This is a genomic window from Chryseobacterium sp. (genome assembly GCF_019236175.1).
Classification (GTDB): domain Bacteria; phylum Bacteroidota; class Bacteroidia; order Flavobacteriales; family Weeksellaceae; genus Chryseobacterium.
Window position 1 is genome coordinate 71057 of sequence record NZ_JAFAJM010000012.1, and the last position, 18218, is coordinate 89274.

The 18218-nt window shown below is 37.4% G+C and carries 14 protein-coding genes; 8 read left to right on the forward strand and 6 right to left on the reverse strand.

The genetic code is table 11. The features are described 5' to 3' along the window. Positions 1–215 precede the first annotated feature (215 nt). Positions 216–2954, forward strand: a complete 2739-nt coding sequence (locus JO178_RS09915) for a sodium-translocating pyrophosphatase (RefSeq protein ID WP_291934903.1) — start codon at positions 216–218, stop codon at positions 2952–2954. Positions 2955–3031: 77 nt separating this feature from the next. Here JO178_RS09915 and JO178_RS09920 read toward each other — a convergent pair whose 3' ends face one another. Beyond that, positions 3032–4171 carry an aminotransferase class I/II-fold pyridoxal phosphate-dependent enzyme gene (locus JO178_RS09920; RefSeq protein ID WP_291934905.1) on the reverse strand — a complete coding sequence of 380 codons (1140 nt, stop codon included), beginning with the start codon at positions 4169–4171 and terminating at the stop codon, positions 3032–3034. 203 nt (positions 4172–4374) lie between these two features. Between JO178_RS09920 and JO178_RS09925 the strand changes: the two genes are divergently transcribed. From JO178_RS09925 to JO178_RS09940, 4 genes are all read left to right on the forward strand, one after another. Beyond that, on the forward strand, positions 4375–5409 hold the full coding sequence (locus tag JO178_RS09925; protein WP_291934906.1) for a M28 family metallopeptidase: 1035 nt from the start codon (positions 4375–4377) through the stop codon (positions 5407–5409). 52 nt (positions 5410–5461) lie between these two features. Continuing rightward, entirely contained in the window at positions 5462–5962 is a 501-nt protein-coding gene (locus JO178_RS09930; RefSeq protein ID WP_291934908.1) for an endonuclease V, read from the forward strand. A gap of 156 nt (positions 5963–6118) precedes the next feature. Then, complete coding sequence (locus tag JO178_RS09935) at positions 6119–7294, forward strand: acetyl-CoA C-acyltransferase (protein WP_291934910.1); 1176 nt, start codon at positions 6119–6121, stop codon at positions 7292–7294. Positions 7295–7489: 195 nt separating this feature from the next. After that, positions 7490–8785 carry a T9SS type A sorting domain-containing protein gene (locus tag JO178_RS09940; protein ID WP_291934913.1) on the forward strand — a complete coding sequence of 432 codons (1296 nt, stop codon included), beginning with the start codon at positions 7490–7492 and terminating at the stop codon, positions 8783–8785. An 89-nt stretch (positions 8786–8874) separates the two neighbouring features. On the opposite strand, the gene JO178_RS09945 is transcribed toward JO178_RS09940, so the two are convergent. Beyond that, a complete protein-coding gene (locus tag JO178_RS09945; protein WP_291934915.1) occupies positions 8875–12207 on the reverse strand; it encodes an SNF2-related protein in 3333 nt (1110 codons plus the stop codon). Between the two features lie 144 nt (positions 12208–12351). On the opposite strand from JO178_RS09945, the gene JO178_RS09950 reads away from it, so the two are divergent. Together JO178_RS09950 and JO178_RS09955 are read left to right on the forward strand one after the other, a co-directional pair. Further along, on the forward strand, positions 12352–13149 hold the full coding sequence (locus tag JO178_RS09950) for an SDR family oxidoreductase (RefSeq protein WP_291934917.1): 798 nt from the start codon (positions 12352–12354) through the stop codon (positions 13147–13149). Between the two features lie 72 nt (positions 13150–13221). Beyond that, the gene (locus JO178_RS09955; protein WP_291934918.1) at positions 13222–14136 is read left to right on the forward strand and encodes a helix-turn-helix transcriptional regulator; all 915 of its coding nucleotides are present in this window, start codon (positions 13222–13224) and stop codon (positions 14134–14136) included. Positions 14137–14211: 75 nt separating this feature from the next. Here JO178_RS09955 and JO178_RS09960 read toward each other — a convergent pair whose 3' ends face one another. The 3 genes from JO178_RS09960 to JO178_RS09970 all read right to left on the reverse strand — a co-directional run bounded on the left by JO178_RS09960 (position 14212) and on the right by JO178_RS09970 (position 16331). Continuing rightward, entirely contained in the window at positions 14212–14664 is a 453-nt protein-coding gene (locus tag JO178_RS09960; RefSeq protein WP_291934920.1) for a DUF1569 domain-containing protein, read from the reverse strand. A 30-nt stretch (positions 14665–14694) separates the two neighbouring features. Then, a complete protein-coding gene (locus JO178_RS09965) occupies positions 14695–15309 on the reverse strand; it encodes a GNAT family protein (RefSeq protein ID WP_291934922.1) in 615 nt (204 codons plus the stop codon). 176 nt (positions 15310–15485) lie between these two features. Beyond that, the gene (locus tag JO178_RS09970; protein ID WP_291934924.1) at positions 15486–16331 is read right to left on the reverse strand and encodes an AraC family transcriptional regulator; all 846 of its coding nucleotides are present in this window, start codon (positions 16329–16331) and stop codon (positions 15486–15488) included. 203 nt (positions 16332–16534) lie between these two features. On the opposite strand from JO178_RS09970, the gene JO178_RS09975 reads away from it, so the two are divergent. Beyond that, entirely contained in the window at positions 16535–17692 is a 1158-nt protein-coding gene (locus JO178_RS09975) for an MFS transporter (protein ID WP_291934925.1), read from the forward strand. 121 nt (positions 17693–17813) lie between these two features. Here the strand turns inward: JO178_RS09975 and JO178_RS09980 are convergent, their stop codons facing one another. Further along, positions 17814–18203, reverse strand: coding sequence for a hypothetical protein (locus JO178_RS09980; RefSeq protein ID WP_291934927.1), 390 nt, complete (start codon positions 18201–18203; stop codon positions 17814–17816). Between the last annotated feature and the right edge of the window lie 15 nt (positions 18204–18218).

An 18218-nucleotide genomic window follows, 5' to 3' on the forward strand; every position in this document is an offset into this window, starting at 1 on the left:
AAATAAAAAGACAAATCATTTCCGGTTTGTCTTTTTTTTATTTTTTAAAAAAATATAACCTCTCATGTTTCCGGTTTTTTACACTTTTTATATGGCAAGCAGATCCCAGATTGTAAATTCTGTGCCCCGATGCTATAAAACAACCATTTTTTTTAATGCTTTGGTGATAATTATTTATTATATTTAATTTTCTATTACCAAAAAAATATTAAACTATGGATCTATTTGTGTTAGTGCCAATTTTTGGTGTTGTGGCTTTGCTTTATACATTTCTTCAGAGTAACTGGGTCAGTAAACAGAATGCCGGAAACGAAAAAATGAAAATAATCAGCGGACATATAGCTGATGGTGCGATGGCTTTTCTAAAGGCCGAGTACAAGATTTTAACCTATTTTGTTGTTATTGTAGCCATTTTACTTGCCGTAATGGGGTCTACAAACTCTAATTCTCACTGGAGCATTGGACTTGCTTTTATTGTAGGAGCTATATTCTCTGCTACTGCAGGTTTTATCGGGATGAAGATTGCAACAAAAGCCAATGTAAGAACTGCCGAAGCCGCAAGAACATCACTCTCAAAAGCGCTAAAAGTATCTTTTACCGGAGGTTCCGTTATGGGAATGGGAGTTGCAGGTCTTGCTGTATTAGGGTTGGGAGCCGTATTCCTTATTATTAAGCAGATTTTTGCACCGGATGCTACGGTAGATTCTCACGAAATGGAAAGAACGATTGAAATCCTTACCGGATTTTCTCTGGGAGCAGAATCTATTGCTCTTTTTGCAAGAGTAGGCGGCGGAATTTATACAAAAGCGGCTGATGTAGGTGCTGATCTCGTAGGAAAAGTAGAAGCGGGAATTCCTGAAGATGACCCGAGAAATCCTGCTACCATTGCCGATAATGTAGGGGATAACGTAGGAGATGTTGCCGGAATGGGTGCCGATCTTTTCGGCTCTTATATTGCAACGGTTCTGGCAACAATGGTGTTGGGGAGAGAAACCATTTCTGATGATTCTTTTGGTGGTTTTGCCCCCATTTTATTGCCTATGCTTATTGCCGGAACAGGAATCATTTTTTCAATGATAGGAACTTTATTTGTGAAAATTAATGATAATGAAGGTTCATCAACATCCAGCGTACAGAATGCTCTGAACCTGGGGAACTGGGGAAGTATTGTGATCACAGCGATCGCTTCTTATTTTCTGGTTACCTATATTCTTCCTGAAAAAATGATACTCAGAGGGCATGAGTTTACGAAAATGGGAGTCTTCGGAGCAATTATGGTAGGTTTGGTTGTAGGAACTTTAATGAGCATTATTACGGAATACTATACTGCCATGGGAAAAAGACCGGTTTCCAGTATTGTGAGACAGTCTTCTACAGGACATGCTACCAATATTATCGGAGGGCTTTCTGTAGGAATGGAATCTACTTTACTCCCTATCATTGTACTGGCCGGTGGAATTTACGGATCGTATCTGTGTGCCGGACTTTACGGTGTCGCTATTGCCGCTGCCGGAATGATGGCTACTACAGCAATGCAACTGGCTATTGATGCGTTTGGACCGATTGCCGATAATGCAGGCGGAATTGCAGAAATGAGTGAGCTTCCCAAAGAAGTACGCGAAAAAACAGATATTTTAGATGCTGTGGGAAATACAACGGCAGCTACAGGAAAAGGTTTTGCTATTGCTTCAGCAGCATTAACTGCACTTGCACTATTTGCTGCATTTGTAGGAATTGCAGGAATTGACGGTATTGATATTTACAGAGCTGATGTACTGGCCGGATTATTTGTCGGTGGAATGATTCCTTTTATTTTTTCTTCACTGGCCATTACGGCAGTAGGACAGGCTGCAATGGCGATGGTGGAGGAAGTAAGGAGACAGTTTCGTGAAATTCCCGGTATCCTGGAAGGAAAAGCACAGCCTGAATATGAAAAATGTGTGGCTATTTCTACTGATGCTTCTATCAGAAAGATGATGCTTCCCGGGGCTATTGCGATTATTTCCCCTTTATTGATCGGCTTTATCTTCGGACCTGAAGTATTGGGCGGATTTTTAGCAGGAGCTACGGTATGTGGTGTTTTAATGGGAATGTTTCAGAACAATGCCGGCGGAGCCTGGGATAATGCTAAAAAATCATTCGAAAAAGGAGTGGAAATTAATGGACAGACCTATTATAAAGGTTCCGAACCTCATAAAGCTTCTGTGACAGGTGATACGGTCGGAGATCCGTTCAAAGATACTTCAGGGCCTTCCATGAATATCCTGATCAAATTAATGTCTATTGTTTCTCTGGTAATTGCACCCACTTTAGCTGTTTTGCATAAAGATAAAATTGAGGCCAACAGAAAAGCTAAACTGGAAAGCTTAACTCGTGCTGAAATGGGACAGGGAGGAGTAGCCACAATATTGCCGGATTCTTTGTCTCTCACTGCTTCTAAAGATGTGAAAGGACATCTCAACGAAAACGGAGATTTTGTCTATGAAACCGGAAACATTCAAAAGATCAGTTTAAAAGGAGGAAAAACAATTGCTGTAGGAGAAGGAAGCCAGATGTATCAGTTGTATAATTCCCTTAAACAAAAAGATAAGTCGGTTCTTGATCCGAATAAATGGTATACGATTGAAAATCTTTATTTTGAAACAGGATCAAGCGATCTGAAACCGGGCTATGAATTACAGTTAAATAATCTGGCAGAGATTTTAAATACTTATCCTGAGCTGAAAATTAAATTGGGTGGCTATACTGATAATTCAGGGAATGAAGAAAGTAATCAGCAGTTATCAAATCTGAGAGCTCAAACCGCGAAGCTGAAACTTTTAGAGCTTGGAGTAGCTTCAGACAGGGTAGAAGCGGAGGGATACGGTTCTCAGCATCCCGTTTGTGAAACAAATGATACAGAAGAATGTAAAGCTAAGAACAGAAGAATAGATGTAAGGGTATTGGCTCTTTAAAGTCCGATTAAATAAAATATGAGAGGCGGTTTCAGCAATGAGGCCGCTTCTTTTTTGGATTCGTATAGCATAATAGTTTAAAGATTCTTTTTCAGGTGTTCCAAAGCCTGAATAATCACTTCATCTGTTTTGGCAAAACTAAACCTGATGTAATCTGAATTTTGTTTTGAATGATAAAATGCAGAAAGTGGCAGACAGGCTACTTTTTTTTCAGTAGTGAGCCATATGGAAAATTCAACATCACTCATGGTTTTAGAAATATTTCTGAAATTAACAACCTGAAAAACACTTCCTTCAGACTTTTGCTCAACCAGTAATGGGGTCTCCAGAATCAGCTCGTTAAAAAGATCTCTTTTTCGTTGCATAACTTTTTTGCTAACAGCCGGATCAAAAACTTCCAGATATTTTGTCAAAGCATACTGAGCAGTAGCATTGGCGCCATAAGAAATATATTGCTGATGAGTCTGAAATAATGAGGTTAACTCTTTAGAGGCCATCATATAGCTTACTTTCCAGCCCGACGTATGAAACATTTTTCCAAATGAAAAAATACAGAAAGTTCTTTTTCTTAACTCAGGATGCAGGAATGAACTGTAATGTTCTATTTCATCATAACAGTAGGTGTCATAAATTTCCTCTGAAATAAGGTAGATTTCCTGGTACTTTATCAGTTCATACAACTGTCCCCAGTCTTTCCGCTTCCATATTTTTCCGGTAGGATTTTGAGGGGAATTGATAATAATTGCTTTGGTTTTTCCCGATATACATTGTCTGAATCTTTCCCAATCCATGGTGAAATCATCATTAAGATTGTAGTAAACCGGAATAGCATTGTTCATGACAACAGAAGGTGCATATGTGTAATAGGAAGGTTGAATGATGATGACTTCATCTCCTTGATTTAAAATGGTTTTCAATGCCGTATGTAAAGCAAAGGTTGCACATGGGACGATGGTGATTTCGTCGGATTGAAGCACTATGCCATGTACTCTTTTTGCATTGTACTGAATAATATTTGCAATCAAAAGAGGATTGCCCGCCAGTGGCTCATAATTATGATGGCCGGAGTCTGCTGCTTCCTTTAAAAAGGTTGTAAGTCTTTCATCAATATCAAAATCAGGAAGGCCTAAAGAAAGATCGAAACTTCCATGCTTTAAAGCAAGTTCAGACATTTCAGTAAAAAAGGAATAATGAGTAAATCCGTTAATTTTATTCATCAGGTTTGTATTTTAGTCAAATATAATGAAAAATTCATAATTTATTAATGCTATCAATGGGATATATTTAATGCTTATCTGAGAGTTGTTATTCCCGATATAATGCTAATGAGAAAATACAGATAAAGCTTTAATAAGAGCAGATAAAGCGGAAGAATCATATATTCAATAAAAATTGTTACTTTTAAGAAAATTATAATTTTATGAAAAAACTGTTTATTCCGTTAGTAGCCATTGCTGTATTGACTGGTTGTAAAACGGCAAATGTTTCAGACGGAAAGACTTCTGTTACCATAAAACAAAATAAGAACTTTGTAGCTGCTTATAAGACGATTAAAGCGGATGATCTGAAGAAAAACTTATATGTGATTGCATCGGATGAAATGGAAGGAAGAGACACGGGAAGTCCGGGGCAAAAGAAAGCAGGGGAATATATTATTAACTATTATAAAAGCTTAGGAATTTCATATCCGAAAGTTTTAAATTCATATTATCAAAAGGTTCCGTCTGAGTTTATGAAAAAAAGAGGCGGTGGAAATCTTCCTGATTCTGAAAATATCCTTGCTTTTATAGAAGGAAATGAAAAACCTGAAGAAATCGTGGTGATTTCTGCTCATTATGACCATGTTGGAACAAAAAAAGGAGTGGTTTACAACGGAGCCGATGATGATGGAAGCGGTACAGTTGCTGTTATGGAAATTGCAAAAGCATTTCAGGAAGCCAAAAAAGCAGGAAAGGGACCTAAAAGATCAATTTTATTCCTGCACGTAACAGGAGAAGAACACGGATTATTTGGTTCTGAATACTATTCTGATAACCCTGTCTTTCCTTTAGCTAATACAGTTGTGGATCTTAATATTGATATGATCGGAAGAGATGACCCGGCAAACAGGGGCAAACAGTATGTGTATGTGATCGGTTCTGATATGCTGAGCTCTGAATTAAAGGTGATCAATGAAGCCGCTAACAAAAGGACAAATAATCTTGAGCTGAACTATAAATACGATGATTTAAATGATCCTCAGCAGCTGTATTATCGTTCAGATCATTATAATTTTGCTAAACATAATATTCCGGTAGCATTTTTCTTTGACGGAATTCATGAAGACTACCATAAGCCGACAGACAAACCGGATAAAATTGATTATCCGTTGCTGGAAAAACGTACACAGCTTGTTTTTACTACCGCTTGGGATATTGCCAACAGAGCAGAAAGAATTGTAGTGGATCGTAAATAATTTTAATACCATATTTCATGCCTGTATTAGGAATTCTTATTTATATTTTAAAATGATTTACGCTTTTGATACCTATTATTACGAAGATTATGCCAATACCGTTTGTATTGCATTTGAAGACTGGGCTTCTGAAAAAGAAGTTGAAGTGTTTACGGAACAAACAACCATTACCTCCGAATATGAGAGTGGTGCTTTTTATAAAAGAGAGCTGCCGTGTATCCTGAGTCTGTTGAACAAAATTGTTTTAAAAGAAGGGGATATAATTATTGTTGATGGCTATGTTAGTCTTGATAATAATGGTAAAATAGGATTAGGAGGGTATCTTTATCATGCTTTAGAGCAGAAATATCCTGTTATCGGCATTGCAAAGAACGGGTTCGCAACTCCTGATTCACAGAGAAGAAATATTATAAGAGGTGAGAGTAAAATTCCACTTTTTCTTACAGCAAAGGGAATTGATGTGGATGAGATATTGCCTGAAATAGAGCAGATGCACGGAGCGTTCAGAATTCCCACCTTATTAAAAAAACTGGATCAGCTGAGCCGTATGTAAAAATAGAATGTCTTACAATATGTTGTTGTAAGACATTTTTTAGAAAAATATAATTAAAATACCGATTGGTATATTTTGTATATTTGTATAGCTCTTTAAATGAGCTGTTTTTTTAATCATTTATATACCGTTCGGTATATTTAAAAACTATATCATATGAAAGATGTATTTATTGTTGCTGCAAAGCGAACACCAGTGGGTGGGTTTATGGGAAACCTATCAGGATTTACAGCAACCCAGCTGGGAGCCACTGCCATACAAAAGGTTTACGAAAGTTTATCACTGTCTCCTGAGTATATAGACAGTGTTTATATGGGGAATGTACTGAGTGCGGGAGTGGGGCAGTCACCAGCAAGACAGTCTGCTATTTTTGCAGGTATTCCTGTTGAAAAAGATGCTACAACCATTAATAAGGTATGTGCTTCCGGAATGAAAGCCGCGATGATCGGTGCTCAGCAAATTCAGCTTGGATTGGACAATATGGTCATGACAGGAGGCATGGAAAGTATGAGCAATGTTCCTCACTACAATTATCTGCGGCAGGCGAAAAAGCTGGGTGATACACTGCTTATTGACGGTTTGGTTAAAGATGGTCTATGGGATGTTTATCATAACTTTCATATGGGAAGTGCAGCAGAACTGGGAGTAAAAAAATACGGACATACAAGACAGGAACTGGATGATTATGCCCTTCTTTCCTATAAAAGGGCGCAGGAGGCCACTTTAAGCGGGAAATTTAAAAACGAATTAATACCCGCAATAATACATGGGAAAAAGACAGATATTCTTATTGATAAAGATGAAGATATTGATAAACTGATCCCGGGGAAAATCTCGCTGCTGAAACCGGCTTTTGAAAAAGACGGGGTATTAACGGCTGCCAATTCTAGCAATATTAATGATGGTGCCGCTGCTGTTTTACTGGCATCTTCGGAAGCATTACAGACGTACAACATTACTCCTTTAGCCAGAATTATAGCATATGCTGATGCTGCGCAGTCTCCGGAATGGTTTACCACTTCACCCTCCATCGCTATCAATAAAATACTGGAACAGACAGGACTAAAGATTTCTGATATTGATTATTTTGAAATTAATGAAGCTTATGCTTCTGTCATTTTATCTAATCAGCAGATTTTAGGATATGAGATTGACAAGGTTAATGTGTATGGAGGCGCAGTTGCATTAGGACATCCTATCGGAGCTTCGGGAGCCAGAATTATTACAACACTGGTCAATGTTTTACATCAGGAAAAAGGCAAATATGGTATTGCTGCTATTTGTAACGGAGGCGGAGGCGCTTCGGCTGTTCTTATTGAGAATGTAGGATAAAAACCCCGGATCTTTACGGATTCAAAAAAACCGTAAAGATCCTTTTTTTATTAAATTATTGTTTTTGAATTATTTACATTGTTTATTTCGTGGATTAATGCTGAAATATTAATAAACTGATAAAAATCATTAGATTCTTATTTTTATTGATTCTAAATAAATATAAATTTGTCTCCATCAAAATATAAGAATTATATGAAAAAAATAACTACTCTTTCTGCTGTCATTCTCTGTTCATTGATGGAGGCACAATACTGCACACCGGCTTTCCAATATGGAGCAGACAGCAACATGATTACTCATGTTAATTTCGGAAGTATCAATAATACATCTCCTTTCCAATCCGGAACGACATCCGTTTATGAAGATTTTACTTCGATGTCTACGGATTTGCAGGCCGGAAATACATATCCGATTTCTGTAAAAGGTCCTTCGGGAACGTTTCCCGGAGACGTTGTTGTTTTTATTGATTTCAATAATAACGGAAGCTTTGATGATACGGGGGAAAGCTTTTATATTGGAAGGCTGGGTGAAGCGACTCCTTTTAATGCTTTGACAATAAACGGAACGATTGCAGTTCCTGTTAATGCATCTCATGGGGCAACAAGAATGAGGATCCTTAAAAACAGTAATGTTGTAGCTTATTCAAATCCCAACGCTCCCAATTCTATAAGTACGGCCTGTGACACCGGTTTACGTTCCGGACAGGCAGAAGATTATACTGTTGTTATTTCCGGAAATAATTCGGTCTTTCCGGCACCTTACTGTAGTTCCGAAAATGTGACTAGTTCTACGGTAAGCGAGATCAGCAGGGTAGAATTTGCAGGAATTACTAACAACAGTAGTATTGACGGCACTTCAGAGCTCATGGAAAATTTTACGACGACCATTTTTAATGTTAATCGCGGCAATACTTATCCGATAACGGTAACAGGAGGAACTCACGGTCAGACCACGGTATCAGCTTATGCTTATATTGATTTTAACCATAACAATGTATTCGATGCTCAAGAGAAATTTAATCTAGGATATTTAGATAATTCTAATCCTGTGATATCGGAATCCGGTGTCACATCGGGAAGCATTAGTATTCCGGCGGATGCAATGCTCGGAGAAACACGTTTCAGGCTAGTAAAGGCTTATGAATCCAATTCGTGGATGGGTACTCTTGAAAATTTACCCTGTCCTTCAGGATGGTTTATAGGACAGACAGAAGATTACACAATTAATATTCAGCCGGCAAATCTTTCTACAAGAGAAAGTACAAAAGAGGCTTTATTTAAAATATCTCCGAATCCTACAACAGGCCCTTTAAGCATTACACCGTTAAAAGAGCTTGAAAAATATGAAATTTATAATCTGTCTGGGCAAAAGCTTGAAGAAGGAAAAACTGCTGTACTTAGCTTAGAAAACTTTATTCCGGGAACTTACCTGATAAAGATGTACACCAGAGATAAAAAGGTGATTACAGAAAAAATTATTAAACACTAACCACACACATAATCATATCCATATCAATTTTTGTTTTTTACCGGCAGATTCTTTCTGTCGGTTTTGTTTTTTGATATAGGATTAAATATTTATTCCGATTCCAGTATTTCTAGCAGATCCTGTTTTGAAAAACCCTGAAATTTTGTTCCGTCTGTTTTAAGAAGCTGCTGTGCCAGTTGGGTTTTCTTTTTTTGTAATGTCAGGATTTTTTCTTCTACGGTATCTGAGCATATCATCCGGACGGCGATAACGTTTTTAGTCTGTCCAATACGGTAACTACGATCAATAGCCTGATTTTCTGCTGCAGGATTCCACCATGGATCAATAAGATAAATATAGTCTGCTTCTGTAAGATTGAGACCCACACCGCCGGCCTTTAAACTGATCAGAAATACGCGGATATTTTTGTTTTTCTGAAAATTCGTTACCTTTTCTCCTCTGTCTTTAGTTTGTCCGGTAAGATATTCAAATAAAATTCCGTGATGCTCCAGCTGTGCTTTCACAAGATCCAGCATTCCGATAAACTGAGAGAACACAAGAATCTTATGGTCTTTTGATTTGCTCAGGATCTGTTCAGTCAGGATATCAATTTTTACGGCATTTTCACCGGAATATCCTTCTTTAAGGAGGGCAGGAGAGTTACAGATCTGTCTGAGTCTTGTGAGGCCTGTCAAAACATGCATGCTGTTTTTATGAAGATCATCTTCATCATTGGCCGCAATAAATTCACGGAGTTCTTTTTCATAAGCATCATATATTTTCCTTTGGTCAGTATTCATTTCACAATAGATGACTGTTTCTGTCTTTCCAGGAAGTTCTTTCGCAACCTGTTTTTTTGTTCTGCGGAGAATAAACGGTTTTATTTTTTGCTGGAGCTCCAGTGCGCGTTTGCTGTACTCAAATTTATCGATAGGAATGGCATAAATATCTTTAAAATACTGCTTGCTTCCCAGTAATCCGGGGCAGGCAAAGGAAAGCTGGCTGTAGAGATCAAAGGTATTGTTTTCGATAGGAGTACCCGTTAATACCACTCTGTTTCTAGCCTGAAGCAGGCGTGCCGCTTTATATCTTTCCGAATTTGGATTTTTAATCGTCTGGGATTCGTCAAGAAAAATATAATTGAAATGGAAATTTTTCAAAAATCTGATATCGGAAAGAAGCATTCCGTAACTGGTAAGCACGACTTCATAATCGGACATATGAGTCGTCGTTTTTGGCCGGTCTGCTCCATAGTGCAGTAAAACTTTTACGGAAGGTGCAAATCTGCTGATTTCCTCCTGCCAGTTAAATAAAAGAGAAGTAGGTACCACAATAAGATTGGTGGTATGGCCTCGTTTTTCTCTCTGTGATAAAATAAATGCAATGATCTGAAGGGTTTTTCCGAGTCCCATATCATCTGCAAGACATCCTCCGAAATTAAATCCATCCAGGAAATTCAGCCAGTTCAAACCTTCGTGCTGATAATCTCTCAGCTGAGCATTTAATCCTTCAGGAACTGCTGCTGACGGGATATTTTTCAATGTTGAAAGCTGAGAGGAATAGGTGGCTATTTCCTCCTGAACTTCCTGGTTTAGGACATCCTTTTCAAAAAGAGCAGATACCTCGCTAAAGCTGATTTTCGGAATTTTCAACAGATTTTCATCAATTTCTCCGGCCTGAAAATATGCCGCAATTTTATCTATCCATTCTTCGGGAAGAATCCCGATAGAGCCATCATCGAGCTGAACGAATTTACTTTTATTGCGAATGGTTCTGTGCAGCTGTTTTAAAGAAGCCTCATGTTGTCCAAATCCTACTTTTAACTTCGCATTAAACCAATCCAGACCACTGGTGATCTGAATGTTTATTTTAGCTTTGTGAGGGTTGAGCTTATTGTTTTTCAGGTCGTTAAATCCTAAAATGGTAATCTGTTCATTTCTCCAGACCTCAAAGGCATTCAGGAACCAGTTGTTTTCCAGAAATTTATCTCTGTGAAGATAAAAATACTGATAACCATCCATCTGTTCTTCAAAATCGGGGTGTTGCTGCATGATAAGTGAAGTAAAACGGGCTTCAAGGGCATCATTTCTTTCCACTTTGAAAACATTTCCGTTTTGATCGGTATCAAAAAGCTGTCTTCTTGAGTATACCGGAACTTCCAGTTCACCATATCTCATGACAGGAGTAATTCCTATATAATTTTCCTGTTGACGCAGATAAACAATCTTTCCTGTGGTGAAATTCTTGCCTTCAAGCTGTACTTCCGTTGCGGGTTGTATATATTTGTAATTGATTTTAATACGATCTTCTAGTGAGGATAGAATGGTCTGCATGAATTCTTCATATTTTGAAGAATGAACCAATAAAGTTTCATGATTAGCTTTGAAAAACCTGATAATACGAAGCATGTCGGGTTGATATATAAAGCTGAAAATGTTATTGTTATATACAAAATATTCATTTCGGATGATTATATTTTTAAAGGGAACAGAAGTGTCCTGAAATTGTAATTCTCCGGTAATTTCGTAAAAAGGATCTTTCTTAAATACAGATAGTTGTACCTCGGCATCTAAAGTGTTGAGTGTAACCGGTGTGAGTGACTTTGAAGAGATGGTTTCTGCAATGTCACGATCATGATAATAGACTTCCAGACCTAGTGGGTTCTGAACAATGAGCTTTAAAGCTTCCAGTTCTGCAGAATTATAATCCTCATTGTAATTATTATGGAATGCAGAGATTGCAGTATAAAATTTTATTTCCAAAGGCTGTTCAGATTTCCATATCAGCTGCATAGCATCTACAGAAGTAACAGGGTTTTTTATTTTTCCTCCTTGTGTAATTTCAGCCTCCATAAGAGAAAATATCAGATGGTTGTAGTAGCGGTGCTTGCCAAGAACCAAGAGTTGCTTTTTTGTATTGTCCTGTAATGAAAGCTCTTCTAATTCAGAAGAATACTTTGGCAATAAATCTTTTTTTAAGGCAATCTCGTCTATCGGGAGCATTTCTTTAATGCGGGGCAGGATGTCCATTGTACCTTCATGGTATTCCAGCCGGAAGTAGGCATCAAGATTTGGCTCATTTTCAAGCCCGTACAATTTAGCTTTAGAGATCAGTGCTTTTCTGCGAAGAACTTCATCAAAAAAAAGCGTATAATTTTTTTCCTCTAAAATACAGTGAATTACTTCTGCCTGATGCCGGCAAAGTCTGCCTGAATCATCACAGGTACAGGAGCAGAGAAGTGAACTCCCGATACGGCTTATGGTAACTATGGGAAAATCTTCTAAAGATTTTTTCGTAAATGTTCCGGTATTATTTTCAATAGAAACAGGATAAATACTATGAAAATCCTTTTTTTCTATAAAAGAACTTTCTGAAGTATACTTCAGCAGGTCATATACAGACAGGGTACTGATATTGATATTTTCAAGAATATATTCTGCCATAAAAATTGATAGGAACAAACTTACAAAAAACATATGAATGAAAAGAAGAGCATCCTCCGTTTTGGATACATCTTTCTCCGTTTTGGCAACTCGGACGTTTTTTCTAATGCAGAACTTTGTCCTATAATTTTAAACAAAGAGAAAATGAAAACAATTTTTATAACGGGTGCATCAACAGGATTAGGCAAAGCGGCAGCCCTATTATTTCAGAATAAAGGCTGGAGAGTTATTGCTACCATGAGAAACCCAGAGACCGCAACGGAACTTTTAGCATTAGAAAATGTAAGTGTGCTTCCGTTGGATGTGACCAATCCTGAGCAAATACAGACAGCCGTTGAAAAATCACTTGAATTGGGCGAGATAGACGTTGTGTTTAATAATGCGGGTTATGGTCTTCTTGGCCCCTTAGAAGCGCTTACAGATGAACAAATCGTAAGACAGATTAATACCAACTTATTAGGTGTAATCCGTGTGACACAGGCTTTTATTCCGTATTTCAGAGAGAAAGGAGCGGGAACCTTTATTTCCACTACTTCCATAGGAGGATTAATTACTTTTCCTCTGAACTCCATTTATCATGCGACAAAGTGGGCACTGGAAGGCTGGAGTGAAAGTATGGCTTTTGAACTAAAGCCTTTTGGAATAGATATTAAAACTGTTTCTCCAGGAGGTATTAAAACAGATTTTGTGAGCCGTTCTCTGGATTCTGCAACAAGTTCTGCTTATGAAAAAATGACGGATTCCCTGTTTTCAGCAATGGAAGGAATGATGGAAGCCGCTTCAGCTCCGGAACAGATTGCAGAGGTGGTATACGAAGCCGCTACAGATGGTAAAAATAAACTGAGATATGTTGCCGGAGAAGATGCTAAGGCTCTTTACGCACAGCGTCTTGAACTGGGTGATGAGGCCTTTAGAGAACAATTGGGAAAACAATTTATCTAGCCGTTTGTCCCGGACAGCATAAGTGTATCATTTATGCTGTCTTTTACGATAAATAATTCATAAATTTATATCATGGAAAAGAAAGAAAACCTTCCTCTGAAGATTTCATCTATATCAGAATTACATAACCTGCTGAAACTTCCCAAACCGCTTCATCCGTTGGTAAGTTTGGTAGATAATACAAAAATGAGTGTCAACAAAAATCTTTTATCCAGAAGTTTTTTGCTGAATTTTTACAAGATTTCCTATAAATACTCTACCACAGGTAAAATGGGATATGGACAGGGGTATTATGACTTTAATGAAGGAGGAATGATGTTTACTGCTCCGGGACAAATTCTTTCTACCGATGAAAATGCAGAATATTGTGGCTATACTTTGCTGATGCATCCCGATTTTATACGAAATTATCCATTGTCCAAAACAATTAAAAAATTCGGTTTCTTTTCCTACGATACCAATGAGGCGCTGCATTTATCCGATCATGAAAAAACAATTATTACGGGACTTCTGGATAGTATCACCAATGAACTCAATACAGCAATTGACGAGATCAGCCAGGACGTTATTGTTTCCTACATTGAAGTCCTTCTGAATTATAGCAACCGCTATTATAAAAGACAGTTTATTACACGAAAAGCGGTGAATAATGATTTGTTATCTAAAATGGATACTATTCTTGAAAATTATTTTAACAGAGAGGAAACATTAAATAAAGGCCTTCCGACAGTAGAATTTCTAGCTTCCGAACTTTATTTATCTCCTCATTATCTGAGTGATATGCTTCGTAACCTTACCGGTCAGAATGCCCAACAGCATATTCATGAGAAGCTGATAGAAAAAGCAAAAGAATATCTTACCCTTACAAGTTTTTCAGTCTCTGAAGTCGCTTATGCTTTGGGATTTGAGCATCCTCAGTCATTTAATAAGCTGTTCAAAAAGAAAACGAATGAGACACCTTTAAGTTACAGACAATCATTTAATTAATATAAACCTGAAACAAGTTGATTTACCCGGTCGTGTGTCGGGGGCATTATTGCTTTAGACAACCAGGATGGGGTTTTATACTCCGAATTGTCTTAAATGATGATCCATATGTTTGTAAGCGGCAATTCCCCATTCGTTGGTTGAAATATTACCAAAAGCGGGATGGGTAAGTGTGAGTGGATATTTGTTGGCAGGGAATTTTTCAATTAAGCGGATAAATTCATTTTTCTGCTGATCAAAATGCGAGCTGTCAACTTTTCCTTTGGGGTCATGTCTGGCTTCTCCTTTTATATTCTTTTTAAAATCCGAGGCAATATAAAGAGCTAGAATCCTCAATACATATTGTTTTAAGGTGGTTTTTTTATTACTTCTGTTTTCTTCCAGGATCTGTCTGTTACAGGAATTACAGTGCAGCAGCATTTCTGTGACTGTCATTTTTCCCCATTGAGGCCGATGGGTAACGGAGAGGTTCTGTGCTCTTGTAATAATAGAACAGGCCGCTTCTTCTGTCAGAAGGTTTTTTTTCATGGTGTTATTTTGTGGATGAAAAATCCGGTCTTAGTTTTTTAGAGAATTCTTTTCTGCAATTTGTTTTTTGATTTTAAACTTTGCGGCTTCCCACTCATCATCCAGAATGCTGTAATATGCTGCATTTCTTGTGGTGCCGTCGTTTTGAATACGGTCTTTTCTTAAAATTCCTTCAAATACACCGCCAATTTTTTCAATGGCTTTTCTTGATCTGAAATTGGTGTCTTTGGTTTTTAATTGTACTCTGTTGGTTTTTAAACTTTCAAAGCAATAGGTAAGCAAAAGCAGTTTGCATTCTAAATTGACAGAAGTTCCCCAGAATTCTTTAGTGATCCAGGTCCATCCGATTTCCAGTTTTTTGTCCGAAGGGTAGATTTCAAAAAATCTTGTGGAGCCAATCAGCCTGCCGGTTTCTTTATGCCGGATTACAAAAGGGTATTGATTTCCCGATGTTCTTTCTGATAATGCAGATTTATAATTTTTATCAAAAAGTGATTTTTCAGAGCAATCCGTGGGAATCAGCTCCCAAAGTTCCTTATCGGCAGCGGCTTCGTAGAGTTCATCCAGATGTTCTTTTTCCAGGGGAATTAAATCAATAGTTGTTCCTTCTAAAACAGTGGGATGGTAGATCCATTGTTCTTTCATAAGAATATTTTTGGCAGAACAAATTTAATTAAAAACTAATATAAATGTACTAAAAATCATGTAATCAGCTGATATTGTCTGTGGAGTCAAATTGTTATATCCGATTTTTTTACCGGTGTATAAAAATAGGGCAATATCATTTTTTTTAATGTACCAATGTAAATACCGGAAATATTTTATTTTTTGATTTTATAATTTTCCCGATAAGTATTGGCTGTAATTCCGGTACAGCGTCTAAAATACCTGCAAAAAAGAGAAGGATCTGCAAACTGTAACTGATTGCTGACTTCTTTGATGGAAAGAGAAGTAGTTTTCAGAAGTTCTTTTGCATGCTTGATGACCGCATAACTGATCCATTGTTTAATGGGTTTTCCTGTATCTTTCTTTATTAAACTACTTAGATACTGGGGAGAAAGATGCAATTGGTCAGAATAAAATAATACAGTCCTTTGCAGATGTCCGTGTTCGTTCAACAGGACAAAAAATCGTTCCAGAATACCCTGACTTCTGGTTTGTAGCAGACTGTTGTTTTTAATCACCGGTAAATACAGTTTTGAAATAATTTCAAGAAGGGCATAAAGCAGATATTGAACAGATTCCGGAGTACTTTCATGACTGGTTTTGGAATGATGATCTTGAATCAGTTTTACAGTAGACCAGATCAGTTTTTTAGCAGTGGTTTCTACCCTGATGGCCGGATTAAATTTTATTTCATCACTGGCGAGTAATACCGTCAGAAAACTATAGGTGCTAATGAAATCCAGGGAAATAAAAAAAACAGATAAGTTCAGATCTTCGCTTCCTGAGATCTTGGCCAGGTCCGTATCAGGTAAAAGCATGATCACCGAATTTTTCTTCAGGGGAAATGCCTGTCTGTTAACAGAAAGATTTAATTCCCCGTCAGAAAGAAAGCATAGCAAAAGTTTATTGAGTTTATTGGCTTTCTTTTGAAATTCATGTATGGTGTCTGCTCTGTATTCTTTAATAAATAACCCTTCAAAATTTGGTTTAATAGCTATCATTATGCGGGTGGATGACTCCGGATTTGGTTAAATATTTGGTACTGTTATAGTATTATCTCAGTTTGAGGACAAATGTAAGCAGTTAATTTTTCTTTTTAAAAAACTTGTTTAAAATGGAATATAAAATACCAGAAATGGAATATATTTTATTCAGGAAGTGTTGCTAACTTCGCCATCGGAAACATTAATCAAATATTGTGATCATGCATGATAGAGAATCCTATAACGCAAAAATGCCGACAGCCTGCTTTTTACTTTTCTTTGCTCACGGGCTTGTTTTCTCTTCCTGGGCAAGCCGGATACCGATCATAAAGACTGCGCTTTCCATCAGTGAAGCAGAGCTTGGAACACTTTTGCTGCTGATGCCGATAGGCCAGATTTCTACAATGGTACTGGCTGGAAAACTGATCAGTATCTATGGAAGTTCATGGATTATTAAGAGATGTTTTCTTCTGTATCCTTTTTTTCTGTTACTTATAGGAATTTCACCATCGTATTGGGCATTGGCAGCGGTCCTTTTTTTCTTCGGGGTTTCCGGAAATTTGTGCAATATCGCAATGAATACACAGGCGATAGAAATCGAAGGAATTACCAAAAGAACCTTACTGTCTTCCTGTCACGGAGCATGGTGCTTTGCAGGATTAGTAGGAGCATTGCTTGGTTTACTGATGATTAATATGGGAGTAGGAACATTCTATCATTTTATGATTAGTTTCATTCTCGTACTATCTTTGTGGTTGTATAGTAAAGCCCATTTAACCAATATTATTCATAAAGTTTCTCCGCAGAGACAATCTATTTTTAAATCGGTGAATCCTACGCTGGTGGCATTGGGGATCATCGGATTTTTGAGTATGGCTATTGAAGGAGCGATGTTCGACTGGAGTGGAGTGTATTTTCAAACAATTGTAAAAGCTCCGGAAAATCTTGTTATAATGGGGTATACGAGTTTTATTTTAATGATGACTTTAGGTCGTTTTGTCGGAAACCGTATCATTGAAAAATATGGGAAAAGGCGGGTACTGCAGTTATGTGGGGTACTTATGAGCAGTGGCCTTTTCCTGAGTGTTTTCTTTCCGGAACTCTGGATATGCATTATTGCTTTTATGATTATCGGGCTGGGAAGCTCACTAAGTGTTCCTTCTGTGTACAGTACAGTAGGAAAAGTAAGTACGGTTGCTCCCAGTATCGCCCTGTCATTTGTCTCGAGTATTTCGTTCCTTGGTTTTTTAATGGGGCCGCCTTTGATAGGATATATTGCAGAAAGTTTTGATCTGAGATATTCTTACGGGCTTTTTGCATGTTTCGGAATCTTATTAGCGGTAATGGCAAGACAGATGAAAGTGTTTAAAGATAACTGAGGGTAAATTTTTATTTTTTTAAATATCCTTTAGTGATTCATACAAGAGTTTTTACCTATTTGTATATAATAAGCAAGAGCCTGTCTTAATTTTGAGACAGGCTCTTGTTTGATAGTGACTTTTAGATCCACTTTTCGATCAGATGAAACCATAATGCTTTCTCCTCATCCAGAAGAAAAAGAGCAGAGGATTTTCTTTTTGTTGAGGTTGCCTCTGTAATCTGTATTTCTGTATAAGTAGCTAAACCGTGATTTTCAGAATGCAGAATTTCTATATTGTCCAGATTAATTTTACGGTCTGGAAATTTACCATAGGCGGAAGGAAGCCATTCAGCCAGCATAGATAAGGTTACAATATCACCATTTCCGTTAAGCATTTTAAAGTCAGGAGAGAACCCCGATAATAATCTCGAATATAGATTTTCCTGATTTTCAGCTTTTCCCTGAAACCATCTTTCAATATTTTCATGAAAGTCTTTTATTTCCTTTTCAATTTTTCCTGTGTTGTTCATCTGTTTGAAATTATA

Excerpts from the sequence above, each read along its gene's own strand:
- JO178_RS09930 (WP_291934908.1), top strand. The coding sequence starts at position 5,462 with ATGATTTACGCTTTTGATACCTATTATTACGAAGATTATGCCAATACC.
- JO178_RS09950 (WP_291934917.1), top strand. The coding sequence starts at position 12,352 with ATGAAAACAATTTTTATAACGGGTGCATCAACAGGATTAGGCAAAGCG.
- JO178_RS09955 (WP_291934918.1), top strand. The coding sequence starts at position 13,222 with ATGGAAAAGAAAGAAAACCTTCCTCTGAAGATTTCATCTATATCAGAA.
- JO178_RS09915 (WP_291934903.1), top strand. The coding sequence starts at position 216 with ATGGATCTATTTGTGTTAGTGCCAATTTTTGGTGTTGTGGCTTTGCTT.
- JO178_RS09935 (WP_291934910.1), top strand. The coding sequence starts at position 6,119 with ATGAAAGATGTATTTATTGTTGCTGCAAAGCGAACACCAGTGGGTGGG.
- JO178_RS09920 (WP_291934905.1), bottom strand. The coding sequence starts at position 4,171 with ATGAATAAAATTAACGGATTTACTCATTATTCCTTTTTTACTGAAATG.
- JO178_RS09965 (WP_291934922.1), bottom strand. The coding sequence starts at position 15,309 with ATGAAAGAACAATGGATCTACCATCCCACTGTTTTAGAAGGAACAACT.
- JO178_RS09945 (WP_291934915.1), bottom strand. The coding sequence starts at position 12,207 with ATGGCAGAATATATTCTTGAAAATATCAATATCAGTACCCTGTCTGTA.
- JO178_RS09925 (WP_291934906.1), top strand. The coding sequence starts at position 4,375 with ATGAAAAAACTGTTTATTCCGTTAGTAGCCATTGCTGTATTGACTGGT.
- JO178_RS09960 (WP_291934920.1), bottom strand. The coding sequence starts at position 14,664 with ATGAAAAAAAACCTTCTGACAGAAGAAGCGGCCTGTTCTATTATTACA.
- JO178_RS09975 (WP_291934925.1), top strand. The coding sequence starts at position 16,535 with ATGCATGATAGAGAATCCTATAACGCAAAAATGCCGACAGCCTGCTTT.
- JO178_RS09940 (WP_291934913.1), top strand. The coding sequence starts at position 7,490 with ATGAAAAAAATAACTACTCTTTCTGCTGTCATTCTCTGTTCATTGATG.
- JO178_RS09980 (WP_291934927.1), bottom strand. The coding sequence starts at position 18,203 with ATGAACAACACAGGAAAAATTGAAAAGGAAATAAAAGACTTTCATGAA.
- JO178_RS09970 (WP_291934924.1), bottom strand. The coding sequence starts at position 16,331 with ATGATAGCTATTAAACCAAATTTTGAAGGGTTATTTATTAAAGAATAC.